General features: G+C 68.0%; 18 protein-coding genes. 9 read left to right on the top strand and 9 right to left on the bottom strand.

Features of this window, described 5'->3' with window-relative positions:
• Positions 1 to 338: 338 nt before the first annotated feature.
• The 5 genes from ACIRD8_RS21540 to dnaA all read right to left on the bottom strand — a co-directional run bounded on the left by ACIRD8_RS21540 (position 339) and on the right by dnaA (position 7102).
• Positions 339 to 926: a DUF721 domain-containing protein gene (locus tag ACIRD8_RS21540; protein ID WP_403993739.1), complete on the bottom strand. Its 588-nt coding sequence runs from the start codon at positions 924 to 926 to the stop codon at positions 339 to 341.
• Positions 923 to 2053: a DNA replication/repair protein RecF gene (recF, locus tag ACIRD8_RS21535; protein WP_403993736.1), complete on the bottom strand. Its 1131-nt coding sequence runs from the start codon at positions 2051 to 2053 to the stop codon at positions 923 to 925. Before recF ends, ACIRD8_RS21540 begins: the two co-directional genes overlap by 4 nt.
• 76 nt (positions 2054 to 2129) lie before the next feature.
• On the bottom strand, positions 2130 to 3008 hold the full coding sequence (gene gnd, locus ACIRD8_RS21530; RefSeq protein WP_403993733.1) for a phosphogluconate dehydrogenase (NAD(+)-dependent, decarboxylating): 879 nt from the start codon (positions 3006 to 3008) through the stop codon (positions 2130 to 2132).
• A gap of 145 nt (positions 3009 to 3153) precedes the next feature.
• On the bottom strand, positions 3154 to 4284 hold the full coding sequence (dnaN, locus tag ACIRD8_RS21525; protein WP_033296764.1) for a DNA polymerase III subunit beta: 1131 nt from the start codon (positions 4282 to 4284) through the stop codon (positions 3154 to 3156).
• 1030 nt (positions 4285 to 5314) lie between these two features.
• Entirely contained in the window at positions 5315 to 7102 is a 1788-nt protein-coding gene (gene dnaA, locus ACIRD8_RS21520; RefSeq protein WP_403993730.1) for a chromosomal replication initiator protein DnaA, read from the bottom strand.
• Positions 7103 to 7483: 381 nt separating this feature from the next.
• On the opposite strand from dnaA, the gene rpmH reads away from it, so the two are divergent.
• The 9 genes from rpmH to ACIRD8_RS21475 all read left to right on the top strand — a co-directional run bounded on the left by rpmH (position 7484) and on the right by ACIRD8_RS21475 (position 14391).
• Positions 7484 to 7621: a 50S ribosomal protein L34 gene (rpmH, locus tag ACIRD8_RS21515; protein WP_014047156.1), complete on the top strand. Its 138-nt coding sequence runs from the start codon at positions 7484 to 7486 to the stop codon at positions 7619 to 7621.
• 18 nt (positions 7622 to 7639) lie between these two features.
• Complete coding sequence (gene rnpA / locus ACIRD8_RS21510) at positions 7640 to 8011, top strand: ribonuclease P protein component (protein WP_099173276.1); 372 nt, start codon at positions 7640 to 7642, stop codon at positions 8009 to 8011.
• Positions 8008 to 8367 (top strand): membrane protein insertion efficiency factor YidD, encoded by a 360-nt coding sequence (gene yidD, locus ACIRD8_RS21505; RefSeq protein WP_099173275.1) that lies wholly within the window; start codon positions 8008 to 8010, stop codon positions 8365 to 8367. The genes rnpA and yidD overlap by 4 nt, the downstream gene beginning before the upstream one ends.
• 3 nt (positions 8368 to 8370) lie before the next feature.
• Positions 8371 to 9639, top strand: coding sequence for a membrane protein insertase YidC (yidC, locus tag ACIRD8_RS21500; protein ID WP_403993727.1), 1269 nt, complete (start codon positions 8371 to 8373; stop codon positions 9637 to 9639).
• A gap of 14 nt (positions 9640 to 9653) precedes the next feature.
• Positions 9654 to 10163, top strand: a complete 510-nt coding sequence (locus ACIRD8_RS21495; RefSeq protein WP_099173273.1) for a R3H domain-containing nucleic acid-binding protein — start codon at positions 9654 to 9656, stop codon at positions 10161 to 10163.
• A gap of 100 nt (positions 10164 to 10263) precedes the next feature.
• Positions 10264 to 10980 (top strand): 16S rRNA (guanine(527)-N(7))-methyltransferase RsmG, encoded by a 717-nt coding sequence (gene rsmG / locus ACIRD8_RS21490; protein WP_403993724.1) that lies wholly within the window; start codon positions 10264 to 10266, stop codon positions 10978 to 10980.
• 304 nt (positions 10981 to 11284) lie between these two features.
• On the top strand, positions 11285 to 12379 hold the full coding sequence (locus tag ACIRD8_RS21485; RefSeq protein WP_104787405.1) for a ParA family protein: 1095 nt from the start codon (positions 11285 to 11287) through the stop codon (positions 12377 to 12379).
• Positions 12376 to 13467, top strand: a complete 1092-nt coding sequence (locus ACIRD8_RS21480; protein WP_403993722.1) for a ParB/RepB/Spo0J family partition protein — start codon at positions 12376 to 12378, stop codon at positions 13465 to 13467. Before ACIRD8_RS21485 ends, ACIRD8_RS21480 begins: the two co-directional genes overlap by 4 nt.
• Before the next feature lie 306 nt (positions 13468 to 13773).
• On the top strand, positions 13774 to 14391 hold the full coding sequence (locus tag ACIRD8_RS21475) for a GNAT family N-acetyltransferase (protein ID WP_403993719.1): 618 nt from the start codon (positions 13774 to 13776) through the stop codon (positions 14389 to 14391).
• Positions 14392 to 14473: 82 nt separating this feature from the next.
• On the opposite strand, the gene trxA is transcribed toward ACIRD8_RS21475, so the two are convergent.
• From trxA to sigM, 4 genes are all read right to left on the bottom strand, one after another.
• Complete coding sequence (gene trxA / locus ACIRD8_RS21470) at positions 14474 to 14809, bottom strand: thioredoxin (RefSeq protein ID WP_403993716.1); 336 nt, start codon at positions 14807 to 14809, stop codon at positions 14474 to 14476.
• A 43-nt stretch (positions 14810 to 14852) separates the two neighbouring features.
• A complete protein-coding gene (gene trxB / locus ACIRD8_RS21465; protein ID WP_403993713.1) occupies positions 14853 to 15824 on the bottom strand; it encodes a thioredoxin-disulfide reductase in 972 nt (323 codons plus the stop codon).
• 126 nt (positions 15825 to 15950) lie between these two features.
• Complete coding sequence (locus tag ACIRD8_RS21460; protein WP_403993710.1) at positions 15951 to 16859, bottom strand: hypothetical protein; 909 nt, start codon at positions 16857 to 16859, stop codon at positions 15951 to 15953.
• Entirely contained in the window at positions 16856 to 17560 is a 705-nt protein-coding gene (gene sigM, locus ACIRD8_RS21455) for an RNA polymerase sigma factor SigM (RefSeq protein WP_403993707.1), read from the bottom strand. Before sigM ends, ACIRD8_RS21460 begins: the two co-directional genes overlap by 4 nt.
• Positions 17561 to 17569: the final 9 nt, after the last annotated feature.

The following is a 17569-nucleotide window of genomic DNA, read 5'->3' as shown; positions in this document are numbered from 1 at the left end:
AGCGGGATTGTCCATCAGTCTACCGGTAGCGCCGACATGAATGGGGGTTTGCCGGTGCCTGAGTACGCATGTGCCGCCCTGAACCAGCGGCTGACGACTCCCCATATTCAGGAAGGGGCCCCGGGGGGCTCACGAGGGCTTTGTGCGCTTCGGGCTGTCAACCTCCCGCTACGGTGAGGGACGCCTCACGCTCCCCACGGGAACCAAACCAGCGCATACCCGGGCAGACCGGAAAGGCCGAGCCGTCGGTGAATCAGGACAGAAGCGGATGAGGCGCCCCTGGAGCGGCCCCCGGCCGAGGGCGGTGTCCACCTGCTCCGGATGGGGAAAAGCCCTGCTCAGCCGTAGGTGTCGCCCGGCCCCTTGCTCCCCGGGGTCCGGAGAGGGCCGAATCTGCGCTCCGGACCGCCGGGACCGAGCACTTTGATCATCCGCACGGTCCCGTGGCCCAGGTCCGTGTTCAGCCGGGCCACCAGCTGCGGCGCCAGCAGCCGGAGCTGCGTCGCCCACGCCGTCGAATCGCACTGCACGGTCAGAACCCGCTCGGCCGGATCCTCGTCGTACCGCACCGGCACACAGTGGTTGGCCAGGTCGCCACCGACGATCTGCGGCCAGCGGCCCATCACACCGCCGACGGCGGCCGGGGTCTCCCAGCCCCGCTCGGTGATCAGCCGGTTGATCGCGGATCCCAGAGGCAGCGGATCACGGCCGTCGGACCGTGCCCCCGACCGCAGACCGCCTCCTCGTCTTGCCTGCTTCTTCTGCTGCGCCGCGGCGCCACGGGCGCGGGCCTGCTCCTTCGCCGCGCGCAGGGCCACCCGCGCCAGGTCCACGCCCGACACGTCCGGCTGCTTCGCCGGACCCGGGGCGGAACCCTCGCCGGCCGGCCCCTGGGTGGGCCCGCTCTGATCCGCCGGGCCGCTCACAGCCGCTCCACCGCCCCGGCGGACACCGCGTACCGGGCGCCCGCCAGCACACCCGGGACGTCATCGTCCACAGCCGCCGTCACCAGCACCTGCTCACCGGGGGCCACCAGCTCGGCCAGCCGCTCACGGCGGCGCGCGTCCAGCTCGGCGAAGACGTCGTCGAGCACCAGCACCGGCTCGTTCCCCTCGGTGCGCAGCAGATCGTACGAGGCCAGCCGCAGCGCCAGGGCGTACGACCAGGACTCGCCGTGGCTCGCGTACCCCTTGGCCGGCATCCCTCGCAGGCCGAGCACCAGGTCGTCACGGTGCGGACCGACCAGGGTCACCCCGCGCTCGATCTCCTGCTTACGTGCCTGGACCAGGGCCGCCATCACCTGCTCGTACAGCTCCTCGCGGGTGCGCGCGGGCTCCACATCGGCACCGACGGAGCTGCGGTACTCCAGCGTGACGGGCCCGCCGCCGGGGGCGACATCGGCGTACGCCTTGTCCGCCAGGGGCTGCAGGGTCGCGATCAGATCCAGCCGCTGCGCCAGCAGTTCCGCGCCCACCCGGCCCAGGTGCTGGTCCCAGACGTCCAGGGTGGACAGATCCATCGACCGGCCGCCGTGCCTGCGGGCCATGGCGGCGGACTTCAGCAGGGTGTTGCGCTGCTTCAGCACCCGCTCGTAGTCGGAGCGGACCCCGGCCATGCGGGGGGACCGCGCGGTGATCAGCTCGTCCAGGAAGCGCCGGCGCTCACCCGGGTCGCCCTTCACCAGGGCCAGGTCCTCCGGGGCGAAGAGCACGGTGCGGACTATCCCCAGGACATCACGTGGTCTGACCTGCGACGACCTGTTGATACGGGCCCGGTTGGCGCGGCCGGGATTGAGCTCCAGCTCGATCAGCTGCGAGCGCTGCCCCTGGGTGACCGCGGCCCGTACGACGGCGCGCTCCGCGCCCATGCGGACCAGGGGGGCGTCGGACGAGACCCGGTGGCTGCCGAGCGTCGCGAGATAGCCGACCGCCTCCACCAGATTGGTCTTGCCCTGGCCGTTGGCCCCCACGAACGCGGTGACGCCCGGGTCGAGAGGGACCTCGACCCGGGCGTACGAGCGGAAATCGGCCAGCGAGAGATGCGTGACGTGCATGGTCGCCGACCCTTCCGACTGCGTGTTCTGCTCTGTGCGCCGCTGTGCCGCGGGCTGTCCGCCCGCGGTCCGCGGACTACTTCTTGTTCTCGACCGCGTGGCCGCCGAACTGGTTGCGCAGCGCGGCGATCATCTTCATCTGCGGCGAGTCGTCCTGGCGCGAGGCGAAGCGCGCGAACAGGGACGCGGTGATCGCGGGCAGCGGCACGGCGTTGTCGATGGCGGCCTCGACCGTCCACCGGCCCTCGCCGGAGTCCGCGGCGAAGCCACGGAGCTGGTCGAGGTGCTCGTCGTCGTCCAGCGCGTTGACGGCAAGGTCGAGCAGCCAGGAACGGATGACCGTGCCCTCCTGCCAGGAGCGGAAGACCTCGCGCACGTCGGTGACGGAGTCGACCTTCTCCAGGAGCTCCCAGCCCTCGGCGTAGGCCTGCATCATGGCGTACTCGATGCCGTTGTGGACCATCTTGGCGAAGTGGCCGGCGCCGACCTTGCCCGCGTGGACGGAACCGAAGTCACCCTCGGGCTTGAGGGCGTCGAAGACCGGCTGGACCTTGGCGACGTTCTCCTCGGTACCGCCGTACATCAGGGCGTAGCCGTTCTCCAGGCCCCAGACGCCACCGGAGACGCCGCAGTCGACGAAGCCGATGTCCTTGATGCCCAGCTCGACGGCGTGCTTCTCGTCGTCGGTCCAGCGGGAGTTGCCGCCGTCCACGACGATGTCACCCGGGGAGAGCAGCTCGGCCAGCTCATCGATGGTGGACTGGGTCGCGGCGCCCGCCGGGACCATCACCCATACGACGCGCGGACCCTTGAGCTTGCCCACAAGCTCTTCGAGGCTGTGGACATCGGCGACGTCCGGGTTGCGGTCGTAACCGATGACCGTGTGGCCTGCGCGGCGGATGCGCTCGCGCATGTTGCCGCCCATCTTGCCGAGGCCGACGAGACCGAGCTCCATCAGAGATTCCTTTAGCGTTGTGCCGATTCGTACCCAGGACCGAGCCTACGCCCGGCCGGGACAGCACGGCGGGGTGCAGCACGGTGGGCCCGCTCTGCGCTGAGCTGCCCGCCGGAGACTGCCATGACAGGGACGACCGGCCGGATCAGCCGGAGAGGCGGACCGGCATGATCAGGTACTTGTAGGCGTCGTCCGCCTCGGCGTCGACGGCCGGCCGGCCGCTGAGCAGGGCGGGCTTGGTCGACGTCGTGAAGGAGAGCTGCGCGACCGGGGAGTCGATGGCGCTGAGCCCGTCCAGCAGGAAGGTCGGGTTGAAGGCGATCGAGATGTCGTCGCCCTCCAGCACGGCGTCGACGCGCTCCACAGCCTGTGCGTCGTCGCTGGAACCGGCCTCCAGGATGAGCACACCCTGCTCGAAGCTGAGCCGCACCGGGGTGTTGCGCTCGGCGACCAGCGCCACACGCTTGACGGCCTCGACGAACGGGGCGGTCTCGATGACCGCGACCGAGTTGAACTCGGTGGGGAAGAGCGTCCGGTACTTCGGGAGATCACCTTCGAGCAGTCGCGTGGTCGTGCGACGGCCGGCGCCCTCGAAACCGATGAGCCCTTCACCCGCACCCGAGCCGGACAGCGCCAGCGTCACCGTGTCACCGCTGGTCAGCGCCTTGGCGGTGTCCAGGAGCGTCTTGGCGGGCACCAGGGCCACGGCCGAGGCGTCGGGGTTCTCCGGCTTCCACAGGAACTCGCGGACCGCGAAGCGGTAGCGGTCGGTCGACGCGAGGGTGACGGTGTCGCCCTCGATCTCGATCCGGACGCCGGTCAGGACGGGCAGGGTGTCGTCGCGCCCGGCCGCGATGGCGACCTGGGCGGCAGCCGAGGCGAAGACCTCGCCGGGGACGGTGCCGGTGGCCGTCGGCATCTGCGGCAGTGCCGGGTACTCCTCCACAGGCAGTGTGTGGAGGGTGAACCGCGAGGAGCCGCAGACCACGGTCGCCCGTACACCGTCTGTGGAAATCTCCACCGGCCTGTTGGGCAGGGCGCGGCAGATGTCGGCGAGCAGGCGGCCGGAGACGAGCACCGTGCCGTCCTCCTCGACCTCCGCGTCCACGGAGACCTTGGCCGAGACCTCGTAGTCGAAGCTCGAGAAGCTGAGGGCTCCGTCCTCGGCCTTCAGCAGAAGGCCCGCGAGAACGGGCGCCGGCGGACGGGCCGGGAGGCTGCGGGCCACCCAGGCCACCGCCTCCGCGAGTACATCGCGCTCCACCCGGATCTTCACCGGAACCGCCTCCTGCTGTTGCTCGCTCGCCCTGCTGGCCTTCGTCGTCTGATCGGGGCTCCCCGCCGAGGGGCTGGGGTCACCGCCGGGGTCCAGTCTGACGTACGGCGCCGACACTCGTTGCTGCTCGGGGTCAAGTCGCGCCAAGAGGTTCGCCGAGCTCGCCACTCGAGTTGTGCACAGGCCCCACTTCGAAGCGGATTCCTGGCTAACTCTGAGTGGTAGTAGTAGTAGGCCCTGTGGAAACCGTGGATAACGTCGTTTCTCCAGGTCAGAAGCCGTTTTTTGTCCACCGACCCTGTGGGTGGCACCGGTGGACAACCATGCGTTTCTGTGGACACGCGAAAGTTCTACACACCCGATGCACAGGGCGGGGTGACTTCTCCCCAGGCCTGTCCCCAGCTTTACCCACGTTCCCCACAGCTCAACCGAGGGCCCTCGTGTGACGCCTTTCACTCTGGGCAGTGAAAGGCGGTGTCGGGTTGCCGAACAGTGGACAGGGGTGTGGAGAAGCTGGGGACAACCGGGCTCAGCCTGTGGGCCGCCGGTGGACAACATCATTGTGACCCTGTGGACGAAAAATCTGTCCACAGGCTGTGGATCATCGTTGACCACAAATCCCCAGGCATGTGACCTGGCCTGATGGAGTATCGGCAGCCGGCCCTGTGGACGCAATCTGGACAACTTCGCAGTCCCCAGGCTGTGGACGCCTGTTTCCCCGTACTTCTGTGGAGAAGGGCCTGCTCAGGGCCCGTATTCGAACACTTCCCGCGGACCCGGCCGTCCCGTGAGCCGTCGGCCGGAGCCGGAGCGGGTGCGTGGAGCGGTCCGGAGAGGGGGTCCGGAGTCCTCCACGGCTGTATGTGGGAGGCGCTCCTGGAGGCTTCAGGAACGACGAAGGGCGCCCCGTGAGGACGACGTACGGTCCTCGGGGCGCCCTGGTCGTGCGGTGCAGCTGTCCGGCTGTCCAACTGTCTGGCGCTCTGGCGCTCTGCCGCTCTGGCGGCAGACCGGCGGCTGTTCTGAGCGGTCAGCCGTTCTTGATGCGGTTGGTGAGCTCGGTGACCTGGTTGTAGATGGAGCGCCGCTCCGCCATCAGGGCTCTGATCTTCCGGTCGGCGTGCATCACGGTGGTGTGGTCACGCCCGCCGAACTGGGCACCGATCTTGGGCAGCGAAAGATCCGTCAGCTCACGGCACAGGTACATGGCGATCTGGCGCGCCGTCACCAGGACGCGGCTGCGCGAGGATCCGCAGAGATCCTCCACCGTCAGGCCGAAGTAGTCCGCGGTCGCCGCCATGATGGCCGGCGCGGTGATCTCGGGGGCCGAGTCCTCGCCGCCCGGGATCAGGTCCTTGAGCACGATCTCGGTCAGGCCGAGGTCCACCGGCTGCCGGTTGAGGCTCGCGAAGGCGGTCACACGGATCAGAGCGCCCTCCAGCTCGCGGATGTTGCGCGAGATGCGGGAGGCGATGAATTCGAGTACCTCGGGCGGGGCGTTGAGCTGCTCCTGCACGGCCTTCTTACGGAGGATCGCGATACGCGTCTCCAGCTCCGGGGGCTGCACATCGGTGGTGAGGCCCCACTCGAACCGGTTGCGCAGCCGGTCCTCGAGGGTCACGAGCTGCTTGGGCGGCCGGTCCGAGGACAGCACGATCTGCTTGTTGGCGTTGTGGAGCGTGTTGAAGGTGTGGAAGAACTCCTCCTGCGTCGACTCCTTGCTCGCCAGGAACTGGATGTCGTCGACCAGGAGGATGTCCACGTCCCGGTAGCGCTTGCGGAAGGTGTCGCCCTTCCCGTCGCGGATCGAGTTGATGAATTCGTTCGTGAACTCCTCGGAGCTCACGTACCGGACGCGGGTGCCCGGGTAGAGGCTCCGCGCGTAGTGCCCGATGGCGTGCAGCAGGTGGGTCTTGCCGAGTCCCGACTCCCCATAGATGAAGAGGGGGTTGTACGCCTTCGCGGGGGCCTCGGCCACGGCGACCGCCGCCGCGTGCGCGAAGCGGTTGGACGCGCCGATCACGAAGGTGTCGAAGAGGTACTTGGGATTCAGCCGGGCGTGCGGTTCACCGGTACCGGGCGGGGGCGCGGACTGCGTGCCCATGGGGCCACCGCCGGCCCTTCCGGTCCCGGGGCCGCCCTGGCGGTGCTGCGGCTGCTGCTGGTCCTGCAGATCGTGGCGGTCTCGGCTGTCGCGCTGCTGCTCGTACCCCTGGTGCTCGGGCTGCTGCGGGCGGTAGTCGTGCTGCGGCTGCTGGGGGCGCGGGCTCGCGTACGGGTCGCGGTCCTGGTAGCCGCCGTGCCGGGGCTGCCAGGAGAGGTCCTCCTGGGTGCGGGGCCAGGCGCCGGGCTCGGGGCGGTGCTGCTGGTAGTCCGGGTAGGCCGGGCGGGCCGTCGGCATGCCGTCGTCCGAGGGCCGGGGGCCGTAGTTGTCGTACCCGTCGTTGCGCGGGGGCTCGTCGTGCTGCGGCCCCTGGTAGCGGTGCGACTGCTGCCCCTGGTGGGGCTGGTGCATCGGAGGTGCGGGCGGGGCGGGCGGTTCGCCCGCGGAATCGTCGACCGTGATCGCGATCCGGATGGGCCGCCCGCACTCACGGGTGAGCGTCTCGCTGATCAGCGGTGCGAGCCGGCCCTCGAGGACACGCTTGCCCCACTCGTTCGGGACGGCCAGCAGCGCGGTGTCGGCGACGAGTGCCAGGGGCTGGCAGCGCTCGATCCACTGCTTGTCCTTCGGCTCGATCCCCTGCTGGCCCTCCCCGAGGAGTTGTTCCAGCACTCGCGGCCACACTGCGGCAAGATCGGCAGGTACGTCAGCCACAAGGCACGCTCTCTCGCATGTCCCACGAATGTGTGCTTCTCGGGACGGGATGGGTCGGGTCGGGTGAGGCCCGGCAGGCAGGAAGGAAAGGAACCGGAGTTCAACCACGGTAGTCAGGCCGACCCGCGCGGTTCAAGTTGTTGTCCACAGGCTGTGTACAGCAGGGGGTCGCTCGGAGCTGGTTTGACCGGATGGCGTAGCCGCGCGTACCGTGACCAGGTCGAGTTGTCGATGGCTGCTGCCGCCTGCCTCCGATGGGCAAACATCACGATCTGTGATTGTGAAGCGGTGCACTAAGGCGTTTACGCGAGTTCCTCGTGGGCGCACGGTGACAGCCAGGCGATGTCCCGCCAACACACGAATCATTTCTGGAGCCCCCGAGTGAGCAAGCGCACCTTCCAGCCGAACAATCGTCGTCGCGCCAAGACCCATGGCTTCCGCCTGCGGATGCGTACCCGTGCCGGCCGCGCGATTCTCGCGAACCGCCGTGGCAAGGGTCGCGCCAACCTGTCCGCCTGATCGCGGCCAGGTCATGACGTGCTGCCTACCGAGAATCGGCTGAGGCGGCGCGAGGACTTCGCGGCCGCTGTACGCCGGGGACGTCGGGCCGGACGCCCGCTACTCGTCGTACATCTACGCAGCGGTGTTACGGACCCGCACGTGACAGGGGAGAGTGCTCCCCCGCCGCGTGCGGGTTTCGTTGTCAGCAAAGCAGTGGGTGGAGCAGTCGTTCGCACCGCGGTGAAGCGCAAGCTTCGCCATCTGGTCCGCGATCGGCTTGCTCAGCTGCCCCCCGGTAGCCTTGTTGTCGTACGAGCGCTGCCCGGATCGGGCGACGCCGACCATGCACAGCTGGCCCGAGACCTGGACGCCGCCCTTCAGCGGCTGCTGGGAGGGGGCGCGCGATGAAGTACCCGCTGCTGGCTCTCATCAAGCTGTACCAGTGGACGATCAGCCCGCTCCTCGGGCCCGTCTGCCGCTACTACCCGTCGTGTTCCCACTATGGATATACGGCGATCGACCGGCACGGTGCGATCAAGGGAACAGCGCTGACCGCTTGGCGCATCCTGCGGTGCAATCCGTGGTCACCCGGCGGCGTGGACTACGTACCGCCACGCAAACGTCCGCGTTGGCACGAAATGCTGCGCAACTGTGTGCGTGGCGGCAAGGGCGGGGACTCCGCCGCCGATGTGCCTTCCGGGGGGTCGGTCTCCGAACCCCTGAGCCCGGCCACAGAGACCTCGCCCAAAGCTCAAGGAGCCTGATTAGTGGACACGATTGCCAGTCTGTTCAGCTTTATCACCACACCTGTCTCATGGGTCATCGTCCAGTTCCACAAGCTGTACGGAGCGCTCTTCGGCGATGACACGGGGTGGGCCTGGGGCCTGTCCATCGTGTCCCTGGTGGTCCTGATCCGGATCTGCCTGATCCCGCTTTTCGTCAAGCAGATCAAGTCGACCCGCAACATGCAGGTGCTCCAGCCGAAGATGAAGGCGATCCAGGAGCGCTACAAGAACGACAAGCAGCGTCAGTCCGAAGAGATGATGAAGCTGTACAAGGAGACGGGTACCAACCCGCTCTCCTCGTGCCTTCCCATCCTGGCGCAGTCCCCGTTCTTCTTCGCCCTGTACCACGTGCTCTCGGCCATCGCCTCGGGCAAGACGATCGGCGTCATCGACCAGCCGCTGCTGGACAGCGCCCGTCAGGCACACATCTTCGGTGCCCCGCTGGCCGCGAAGTTCATGGACAGCGAGGAGAAGGTGCAGGCGCTCGGCGCCTCCCTGACCGACGTCCGTGTCGTGACCGCGATCATGATCGTGATGATGTCGGCGTCGCAGTTCTTCACGCAGCGCCAGCTGATGACGAAGAACGTCGACCTGACGGTCAAGACCCCGTACATGCAGCAGCAGAAGATGCTGATGTACATCTTCCCGGTGATCTTCGCCGTCATGGGCATCAACTTCCCCGTCGGTGTCCTCGTGTACTGGCTGACCACGAACGTCTGGACCATGGGTCAGCAGATGTACGTGATCAACCAGAACCCCACCCCGGGCAGCAAGGCGCAGGACCAGTACCTGAACCGCCTGCTGAAGAGCGTGACCGCCCATGGCGAGGTGCGCGGCAGGACACGGCGCAACACCGTCAAGCGGATCGTCTCCAAGGGGCCCGACCGCAACGACATCGAGCGCAAGTTCATCACCGGTCTGGGCAAGCTGGGTCTCGCCGCCCAGGAGGACGGGACGGTGGAGAAGAGTGAAGCCGCCGTTCTCGAGGCGGAGGGCGGTGCTGCGGCCAAGCGGCAGCAGCCCAAGCGCCAGACCAAGGCGCAGCGTCACACCGCAGCTACAGGGCCCGCCACGACGAAGGGCTCCGGCACCACCGACTCGGAGCCCAAGACGTCGCTGGAGAAGCAGGACGCATCGCAGGACGACAAGCCGAAGCAGGCGGGCAAGCCCGCCGCGTCCGGCTCCTCACGCCAAGCCAAGTCCGGACAGCGCAAGGGCCCGCAGCGGCCCAAGCACCCGTCCAAGAAGTAAGAAGGAGTCCATCCGTGACGGAAGGCACCACCACCACGGCCGCTGAGGGCAGCGACACTCTGACCCGCCTCGAGCAGGAGGGGGAGATCGCGGCTGACTACCTCGAAGGCCTGCTCGACATCGCCGACCTCGACGGTGACATCGACATGGACGTGGAGGCGGACCGGGCCGCGGTCTCGATCATCAGCGACTCGGCGCGTGACCTGCAGAAGCTCGTGGGCCGCGATGGTGAGGTGCTGGAGGCGCTCCAGGAGCTGACGCGTCTGGCCGTTCACCGTGAGACCGGTGACCGCAGCCGCCTGATGCTGGACATCGCCGGCTTCCGTGCCAAGAAGCGTGAGGTCCTCGCCGCGCTCGGCGCCAAGGCCGCGGACGAGGCCAAGAGCTCGGGCGAGCCGGTGAAGCTGGAGCCGATGACGCCGTTCGAGCGCAAGGTCGTGCACGACGCCGTCGCGGCAGCAGGTCTGCGCAGCGAGTCCGAGGGCGAGGAGCCGCAGCGCTTCGTCGTCGTTCTCCCGGCCTGACCGGATCCTTGTACTGTCGGCCCCGTCTGTTCGCAGGCGGGGCCGATCTTTGTCAGCCTGATAGTCAGCGTGCTAGAGCGGTACGGAAGGACGGTCCCCCGTGACGGAGGAAGCAGAGCTCCCTCAGGCGCCCGAGGAGGCGCAGGCGGTATTCGGTGAGTTCTTTCCAGAGGCTGTCAGGTACGCGGAGCTGCTCGCGGACGCGGGCGTCAAGCGCGGACTGATCGGTCCGCGCGAGGTGCCGCGCCTGTGGGAGCGCCACCTGCTGAACTGCGCGGTGCTCTCCGAGGTGGTTCCCGAGGGCGTCACGGTGTGCGATGTGGGTTCGGGGGCCGGTCTTCCCGGCATCCCGCTGGCCCTGGTGCGCCCCGACCTGAAGATCACGCTCCTGGAGCCCCTGCTGCGGCGCACGAACTTTCTTCAGGAGGTCGTCGAACTCCTGGGGCTGGACCACGTGACGGTCGTCCGCGGCCGGGCCGAAGAGGTGCTCGGGACGCTGCAGCCCGTCCATGTGGTGACGGCCCGGGCGGTTGCCCCGCTCGACCGGCTCGCCGGCTGGGGAGTACCGCTGCTCCGCCCGTACGGGGAGATGCTGGCACTCAAGGGGGGCACGGCGGAGGAGGAGATCCAGGGGGCTCGTGCCGCTCTGAGCAAGCTGGGAGTCGTGGAGACCGAGGTGCTGCACGTCGGTGAGGGCCTGGTCGATCCGACGTCCACGGTGGTGCGTGTGACGGTCGGGGAGAGTCCGGGCGGTGTGAGGTTCGCCGCAAAGCGGGCCAAGGCCGCACGAGTGGGCCGGACTCGGCGTCGTCGATGAGTGCTGGCCGAGCGGCGGCTCGGCCAGACCCCTATGAATGCTCTGATGTACTTCTGACTCTTTTGTGCTGATGCTCCATGCAAGCAGCGATATGTCCTGCCTGCGGAGTGTCGGGAGCCTGCCGCTGTACTGCAGGGGCATCGTGTTTCACGTGAAACGTCGCTCTCTGCTGCAGGGAATCATCGGCCGTGGTCGTGCGGCTGCCGCGCCGCGCGACCGCAAGCCCGTACGGGCTGCCGAGTTGTCCACAGAACCGGATTCATCCACAGAAGAGTCGGCCTCGCTGGTTCGCGACCCCGAAAGCATGGCAGGCTCTGTTCATTGCGAGCCTGAAGTCGAGGAGAGTGAATCCTTGCGGTCCGACGCCAACATCGCGGGACCGATGACCGATCCGGTCCCCGGTCCCCGTACCGAGTCCCTGGGGGACGGTGTTTCACGTGAAACACCGCCTCCGATGGACGACACACCTATTGGTCGTGCGGCTCAGCTGGCGGTCGAGGCCCTCGGCCGCGCCGGCGAGGGGCTGCCGCGACCAGACCGGACACGCGTCATGGTCGTGGCCAACCAGAAGGGGGGAGTGGGCAAGACGACCTCGACGGTCAACCTTGCTGCTTCACTCGCCCTGCATGGCGCCCGCGTCCTGGTGGTGGACCTCGATCCGCAGGGGAATGCCTCCACGGCTCTGGGGATCGACCATCACGCGGAAGTCCCCTCCATCTACGACGTCCTGGTGGAGAGCATGCCGCTCTCCGAGGTGGTTCAGCCGGTCCCGGACGTCGAGGGCCTCTTCTGTGCACCGGCGACCATCGATCTCGCCGGTGCGGAGATCGAGCTGGTCTCGCTGGTCGCTCGGGAGAGCCGGCTGCAGCGGGCGATCCAGGCTTATGACCAGCCGCTGGATTACATCCTCATCGACTGTCCGCCCTCGCTCGGCCTGCTGACGGTCAACGCGCTTGTGGCCGGAGCAGAGGTACTCATCCCGATTCAGTGCGAGTACTACGCACTGGAGGGCCTCGGTCAGCTGCTGCGTAACGTCGACCTGGTCCGGGGGCATCTGAACCCCGATCTCCACGTCTCGACGATCCTGCTCACCATGTACGACGGCAGGACCAGGCTGGCTTCACAGGTCGCGGAGGAGGTGCGCAGCCACTTCGGCAAGGAGGTGCTGCGGACCAGCATCCCGCGTTCCGTGCGCATCTCTGAGGCTCCCAGCTACGGGCAGACCGTCTTGACGTACGATCCGGGCTCCAGCGGTTCCCTCTCCTACCTGGAGGCGGCCCGTGAGATCGCGCTGAGAGGCGTCGGAGTGCACTACGAGGCCCAGCACGCCCCGGCGGGCGAGCCTGCCCACACGGGCGTCCAGAACAGTCAGCAGAGTCATTCGGAGGGCATGCAGTGAGCGAGCGTCGTAGAGGGCTGGGGCGTGGACTCGGTGCACTGATCCCCGCGGCTCCGCAGGAGAAGCAGGTCGCGAGCCCGGCGTCCGGTACGAATGCGGGGGCCGCGTCACCCGTCATGACCGCTGAGCGTGGTGTGGCCGCCGCAAAGCTGGCCGCGCTGCCCTCCGTCCCGGAGCCGAGCTCTCCGGTCGGTGAGCCGCAGCCGGCCACGGGCCAGACCGATTCCGCCGGGGCGTACTTCGCTGAGATTCCTCTTCCTTCGATCACGCCCAACCCCAAGCAGCCTCGTGAGGTCTTCGACGAGGACGCTCTGGCCGAGCTGGTCACCTCCATCAAGGAGGTCGGTCTTCTCCAGCCCGTCGTCGTACGCAAGGTCGACGAGGACCGCTACGAGCTCATCATGGGTGAGCGCCGTTGGAGGGCGTGCGGCGAAGCCGGTCTGGAACGCATTCCGGCGATCGTCCGGGCGACCGATGACGAGAAGCTCCTCCTGGACGCACTGCTGGAGAACCTGCACCGGGCTCAGCTGAACCCTCTGGAGGAGGCGGCGGCGTACGACCAGCTGCTGAAGGACTTCAAGTGCACGCATGATCAGCTGGCGGACCGGATCGGCCGGTCCCGTCCGCAGGTCTCGAACACGCTCCGTCTGCTGCGGCTCTCCCCGCCGGTGCAGCGCAGGGTTGCGGCAGGGGTCCTCTCCGCAGGGCACGCGAGGGCCTTGCTGTCGGTGGACGACTCCGAGGAGCAGGATCGGCTGGCCCATCGCATCGTGGCTGAAGGGCTGTCGGTGCGGGCCGTCGAGGAGATCGTCAACCTTCTCGGATCCGAGCCCACGAGTTCGGCGAAGCCCCGGGGGCCCAGGGCCGGTGGCCGGGTCTCGCCGGCTCTGACCGATCTCGCGTCGCGGCTCTCCGATCGGTTCGAGACGCGGGTGAAGGTCGACCTCGGGCAGAAGAAGGGGAAGATCGTCGTCGAGTTCGCCTCGATGGAGGATTTGGACCGCATTCTCGGCAGTCTTGCTCCGGGCGAGGGGCGCGTGCTGGAGCAGAGTATCGAGGAAGAGCAGGCGGAGGCCGACGAGGCCTGAGGCAGTCCGCAGTCAGAGGGCGGGCCGAGTTCCGGAAAGTTCTCCGGAACTCGGCCCGCCCTTTGCCGTCTCTCGGTATCCCCATCACCTCTGGGTGGATACGATGCGATCTGGTATGGCGTATCCACCACCGTGATCCACCTCAGAGGAGGCGGGGGCCGTGCGATCAGTGAATCGCAGCCACCTGGTGACAGTCGGTTTGGGGCTTGGTGCTGTCGGGGGGTTCGTCGGCAGCCTGTTCCGAGAACGGAGTGCGCTGGCAGCCGCACGGGATGCGGCGGGCGAAGGAAGTGAGGAACCGCCTACATGGGGCGACGGCTCGTACCGCTCACACTGGACAACCTTCCGGATCTCCCCAGGCGCTGCCGCTCGTGTGTCTTCTGGGAGCTTGATCCGGTCAGCGGGGAAGCTGCGGTAAAAGCGGGCAGACCCGAACTCGAGAAGGAAGCCTGGATCTCCGCTGTCCTGCTGGAGTGGGGCTCCTGTGGGCGGCTCGTCTATGTGGACGATGTCGCGGCCGGGTTCGTTCTGTATGCACCTCCCGCCTACGTCCCCCGCTCCACGGCGTTTCCCACCAGCCCGGTGTCCCCCGATGCCGTCCAGCTGATGACCGCATTGATCGTGCCTGGTTTCCAGGGGCAGGGTCTCGGGCGGGTGATCGTGCAGACGGTCGCCAAGGACTTGCTGCGACGGGGCTTCAAGGCGATCGAGGCCTTTGGCGACGCCCGCTGGAAGGAACCCGCGTGTGTGCTGCCGGCGGATCATCTGCTTGCGGTCGGCTTCAAGACGGTGCGGCCTCACCCCGCTCATCCGCGGCTGAGGCTCGAGCTGCGTACGACGCTCTCCTGGAAAGAAGATGTCGAGCTGGCCTTGGACAGACTTCTGGGCGCCGTCCAGAAGGAGCCGGCGCTTCGGCCGCTCTGACTCCTGCGTCCGATGGCTGAGGAGCATACGGAAACGGGCCCACCCCGAAGGGTGAGCCCGTTTCACGTGAAACAGTCAGGTGCTACTTCGGGGCGATGAAGCCCTCCAGGTCGCGGAGAATCGCGGCCTTCGGCTTTGCACCGACGATGGTCTTGGCGACCTCGCCACCCTGGTACACGTTGAGCGTGGGGATCGACATCACGCCGTACTTCGCCGCGGTGGCCGGGTTCTCGTCGATGTTGAGCTTGACGATCTCGATCTCATTGCCGTACTCAGCCGCGATGGCCTCCAGCGAAGGCGCGATCTGGCGGCACGGGCCGCACCAAGCGGCCCAGAAGTCCACCAGCACGGGCTTGTCGTTCTTCAGGACGTCCTCATCGAAGGAGTCGTCGGTTACGTTCTTCAGGGCGCCGGCCACGGCGACCTCCTTAGCTTCGCGGGGTGTGGGTTGGGGGATGCAGTCAGACTGCCGGGGTCTTCTCCGGCTCGGCGAGGTGCTCGTCGGAGAGCGCAGCCAGGAATCGCTCCGCGTCGAGAGCCGCCGAGCAGCCGGTACCGGCTGCTGTGATGGCCTGTCGGTAGGTGTGGTCGACGACGTCACCGGCGCCGAAGACACCCTTCAGGTTGGTGCGCGTCGAGGGGGCCGCGACCTTGAGGTAGCCCTCGTCGTCGAGGTCGAGTTGGCCCTTGAAGAGCTCCGTGCGCGGGTCGTGGCCGACGGCGATGAACAGGCCCGTCACCGGGAGCTCGGAGGTCTCGCCCGTCTTGGTGTTGCGGAGGGTGAGGCTCGAGAGCTTCTGGTCCCCGTGGACCGTGGCGACCTCGCTGTCCCATGCGAACTTGATCTTCGGGTCGGCGAAGGCGCGCTCCTGCATGGCCTTGGAGGCTCGCAGGGAGTCGCGGCGGTGCACGATCGTGACGGACTTGGCGAACCGGGAGAGGAAGGTCGCCTCCTCCATGGCAGTGTCGCCGCCACCGACCACGGCGATGTCCTGGTCCTTGAAGAAGAAGCCGTCGCAGGTCGCACACCAGGAGACACCGCGTCCGGACAGGGCGTCCTCGTTGGGCAGACCGAGCTTGCGGTGCTGGGATCCCGTGGTGACGATGACGGCCTTGGCGCGATGCACCGTGCCTGCGGTGTCCGTGACGGTCTTGACGTCTCCGGAGAGATCGACGGACACGACATCGTCGGGGATGAGCTCGGCGCCGAAGCGCTCGGCCTGGGCACGCATGTTGTCCATGAGCTCGGGGCCCATGATGCCGTCCTGGAAGCCCGGGAAGTTCTCCACGTCGGTGGTGTTCATCAGTGCACCGCCGGCGGTGACGGCGCCCTCGAACACCAGCGGCTTCAGCGACGCGCGAGCGGTGTACAGGGCGGCGGTGTAACCAGCCGGCCCGGAGCCGATGATGATCACATTACGGACGTCGCTCACGGGTTCTTCCTCGTCTCTGCGGACTGCCTACTGCCTACTGGGGTCGGTTCCACGACTCTCACCCCACCCAACGGATCCTACGGGGCATGCATTCCCGAATGACCGGTCCGGCTCCCGGCAGGGACCTCAGGGGCGTGTGTAGGAGTGCGTGAGCAGCAGCTGGCCCTTTGCCGCGGGGGTGGAATCCACGCAGGCAGCGTCGACGACATAGGCCTGGACACGTGTCGGGTCCGTCGCATGGGGCAGCACGACAAGGAAGGCGGCTGTTCCTTCGTAGCTGCCCTCTTCGACTGCCAGAGCAGGGGCGTTCCGGCCGGTGCCCTGCTGGACGCAGGGCGGAACATCGACGATCGGTGCGCGGAGGGGCGTACGAGGGGACGCGGCTTCGGAGGACGGGTCCCCCGGGGACGACTTGGTATCCAGGGACGGCTTGTCCACGTCGTAGCCCGGAGTCTCGGAAGTCTCACCCAGGAGCGTATGGACGTGGCCTTCCAGCGTGCCCGCCGAAAAGTCCCCCTGGCTCTTCGCTGCGGCGCTGACACCACGGTCGGCCGTCTTGCTGGCCGAGTCCTGGGACACCTGCAGGGACTGGAGCAGGAAAACGCTCATGCCGACGGCTGCCGCGCCGAAGGCGGTGCCGAGGATCACCGTGCGGCGTCGACGTCGGGACGGGCTCCGGCCGGGGCCGGTGGCGCCACGCGGGCGACCCGCGGGCCGAGGAGCAGCCGCGCTCTCCGCCGCTGTTTCACGTGAAACAGCGACGGGTGCGTCGGGATCCGGGGCGGCCGCGGCTTCCGAGGCCAGCGCCGCGTCGATCCGGTCGGCCACGTCGTCAGGCATGCGGTCGCCGGGAGACCACGTGGCCCCCAGCAGCGAGCGGATCTCCTCCAGTGAGGAGTGGATGTCGGCGCACTCGTCACACGTGTCGAAGTGCTGACGGAGCTCTGCCTCGCGGGACGGTGGGAGAAGGCCTTCGGTGAAGTCGGAGATCTCCGGGACGTCCGGGTGCTGTGCCGTGTCGGCTGTGGATGTCATGCGAGCCCACCTCCACCCTTCACGCCGGCAGGATCACCATCACCTGCGTCTCTCGGTCCTGACGCCGGTGGGACGGATGGCCCCTGCGTCCGGTTCCTTCCCATGGAGACGTCCTTGCCGTCCTCTCTGTTGCTGCGCAGATGGGCCAGGAGAGGAAGCAGTCTGGCCCGGCCTCGTGCACACCGGCTTTTCACGGTGCCGGTCGGTACGTCGAGGATGCGGGCTGCCTCGGCAACGGGGTAGGCCTGCATGTCCACGAGGACGAGCGCGGCGCGCTGCTCGGCGGGCAGGGTTGCCAGTGCGGCCAGAAGCTCTCGGTGCAGGTCCTGCCGTTCGGCGGGAGCCTCGGCGGATTCGTGGGGCTCCATGAGCTGATCGAGCCGCTCGGCGTCGTCGACCGGCGAGGTCTTCCGGGAGGCGGCCTTGCGGGCGCGGTCCAGGCAGGCGTTGACGGTGATCCTGTGCAGCCAGGTGGTGACGGCCGACTGGCCACGGAAGGTGTGAGCGGCGCGGAACGCGGAGACGAGGGCGTCCTGCACGGCGTCAGCGGCCTCCTCGCGGTCGCCGAGTGTGCGCAGGGCTACCGCCCAGAGCCGGTCACGGTGTCGTCGCACGAGCTCACCGAAGGCGTCCGGTTCGCCTGCCACGTGCTGCGTCAGGAGATCCTGATCGCTGATGTCGGCGAATCTGGCGTCGTTCAACGGTGAGCC

It is taken from the genome of Streptomyces sp. NPDC102451 (genome assembly GCF_044765485.1).
Lineage (GTDB): Bacteria > Actinomycetota > Actinomycetes > Streptomycetales > Streptomycetaceae > Streptomyces.
This window is presented reverse-complemented; position numbering and strand designations above follow the sequence as displayed.

Bases quoted from the DNA above. Each gene is read 5' to 3' on its own strand.
- ACIRD8_RS21475 (WP_403993719.1), top strand. From the start codon at position 13,774: ATGGGGCGACGGCTCGTACCGCTCACACTGGACAACCTTCCGGATCTC.
- recF (WP_403993736.1), bottom strand. From the start codon at position 2,053: ATGCACGTCACGCATCTCTCGCTGGCCGATTTCCGCTCGTACGCCCGG.
- gnd (WP_403993733.1), bottom strand. From the start codon at position 3,008: ATGGAGCTCGGTCTCGTCGGCCTCGGCAAGATGGGCGGCAACATGCGC.
- yidD (WP_099173275.1), top strand. From the start codon at position 8,008: ATGAAGTACCCGCTGCTGGCTCTCATCAAGCTGTACCAGTGGACGATC.
- ACIRD8_RS21485 (WP_104787405.1), top strand. From the start codon at position 11,285: ATGGCAGGCTCTGTTCATTGCGAGCCTGAAGTCGAGGAGAGTGAATCC.
- ACIRD8_RS21460 (WP_403993710.1), bottom strand. From the start codon at position 16,859: ATGACATCCACAGCCGACACGGCACAGCACCCGGACGTCCCGGAGATC.